Origin of the sequence: Enterobacter cloacae complex sp. P13B (assembly GCF_014895915.1) — a bacterium.
In the GTDB taxonomy this organism is placed as follows: Bacteria; Pseudomonadota; Gammaproteobacteria; order Enterobacterales; family Enterobacteriaceae; genus Enterobacter; species Enterobacter bugandensis.
This window is the reverse complement of sequence record NZ_JADBQN010000120.1, coordinates 1-1,494: the sequence shown is the minus strand read 5'-3', so window position 1 is coordinate 1,494 and position 1,494 is coordinate 1. Positions and strand designations below refer to the sequence as shown.

2 protein-coding genes are annotated in these 1,494 nt (G+C 38.6%); both read left to right on the top strand.

Going from position 1 to position 1,494, the window contains the following annotated elements:
* Positions 1 to 112 precede the first annotated feature (112 nt).
* Positions 113 to 604 (top strand): hypothetical protein, encoded by a 492-nt coding sequence (locus tag IM273_RS22210; RefSeq protein WP_193055662.1) that lies wholly within the window; start codon positions 113 to 115, stop codon positions 602 to 604.
* 73 nt (positions 605 to 677) lie between these two features.
* Positions 678 to 1,151, top strand: a complete 474-nt coding sequence (locus tag IM273_RS22205; RefSeq protein WP_053520847.1) for a hypothetical protein — start codon at positions 678 to 680, stop codon at positions 1,149 to 1,151.
* The last annotated feature ends 343 nt before the right edge of the window (positions 1,152 to 1,494 follow it).

Sequence of the window (1,494 nt, the reverse complement as noted above, 5' to 3'; positions counted from 1 at the left end):
GTACTCAATACTAAACAGTAAGTAATACACAACGTTTGATACTATCGTAAAAAGTATTATCTCATTGTAGCGGCACGGATTGCCCCTACATAAAATTCATGGATGAATCAAAATGGAAAAAATCAATGACCTAAAAGGCCAGGTATCTCTACACCTATATAAAGAAGCTCTACAGAAATGGCATAGTATGCATTCAAGACTAAAACGCAAAGGTTACGCTAATACAACTATTTGTGCTGAATGGTACACTTTCAGTAACTACTACTACTGGTACTTAGAGAATAGTATTAGGGGATGGGATGTAGACAAGGATATGCTAGGAGCTAACCACTATTCCCCAGGCACTTGTATGTTCGTACCGCATGAAGTAAATCAACTATTCAGAGGTGGTTACGGGAAGTATAAGAAGGGTGTACAGAAGATTTATAATAGTTGGGTAGCTAAATCAACATACAACGGTGTACAGGAGTATTACGGTACATTCGCTACAGAAGATGAAGCACACCAAGTATATCTTCAACACCGCCAAGTACGTATTCATAACCTAGCGACCAAGTACAGCAACTATCCAGTACTTAGTACAGCACTACTAAACAGCAAGTAATAAGAAAGGCGTTACAGTGGGAGAAACACCGTAACGCCTAATTAATTAACATCATTTTATAAAGGTATTTATCATGGCAGGAAAACCACAAAAAACAGACAATTCAGAGTTTCTAAAAATAGCTGGCAGCTTTAGCAAGTATTCAGATCTAACGAAAGACGGGAAAGATATAGTAGGGGCAATTATTGATAAGTGTGCAGGTAAGAACGGCTACCCACGTGCAAAGATTTATTTCGTACTATTCAAGTGCTCCGAAATATCAAAGGAACGTGTAAAGTACTGGTTAGATTACTATGCAGCTACTCATAAAGATGACTCATTACCAACTGACGATAATGTACGTAAGATTCTAACGATCACTAAGCAACTATCAAAGGCGTTCGTAGAAGCTCACCAGAAGGGCGTAGAGCTATTCAAAAAGGCAAAGGTGGGACAGTATTACCTTACACCAGTAGAGAAGTATACGATTGATCAGATGCACAATAACGGCATGTCTGCTCAAGAGATGATACTAGCACTGCAAAAGATGATTGATGATGCGAAGTAATCACTTCGCAAGATGGTGCTTTACTTCGCAAGATGGTGCTTTTTAATCGCATAATGACACAATATGTAGTGGTATAATACGGTTTTTAGCCATATATGTGGTGTTTATCCGCATCTTGCGACCCATATTGATATTAACCCATACCCATTTACTTTAAGTATATTTGTCTTACTTATATCTAGTCTCTAGAGAGCCTAACTTCGCTTTGCTCGTTAGTCTCTGTAAAAACCAAATATAAGATCGTAACTTTGCGTTTTTCTCGCTATCGCATCGAAAACCCGCAAGCGTTTTTTCTCGCTTTGCTCGTACTTGTCAGTACTGCTAAAGTAACAAACCCCAAGAG

What these genes read in the sequence shown, in the direction of transcription:
- IM273_RS22210 (WP_193055662.1), top strand. Translation starts at nt 113, where the DNA reads ATGGAAAAAATCAATGACCTAAAAGGCCAGGTATCTCTACACCTATAT.
- IM273_RS22205 (WP_053520847.1), top strand. Translation starts at nt 678, where the DNA reads ATGGCAGGAAAACCACAAAAAACAGACAATTCAGAGTTTCTAAAAATA.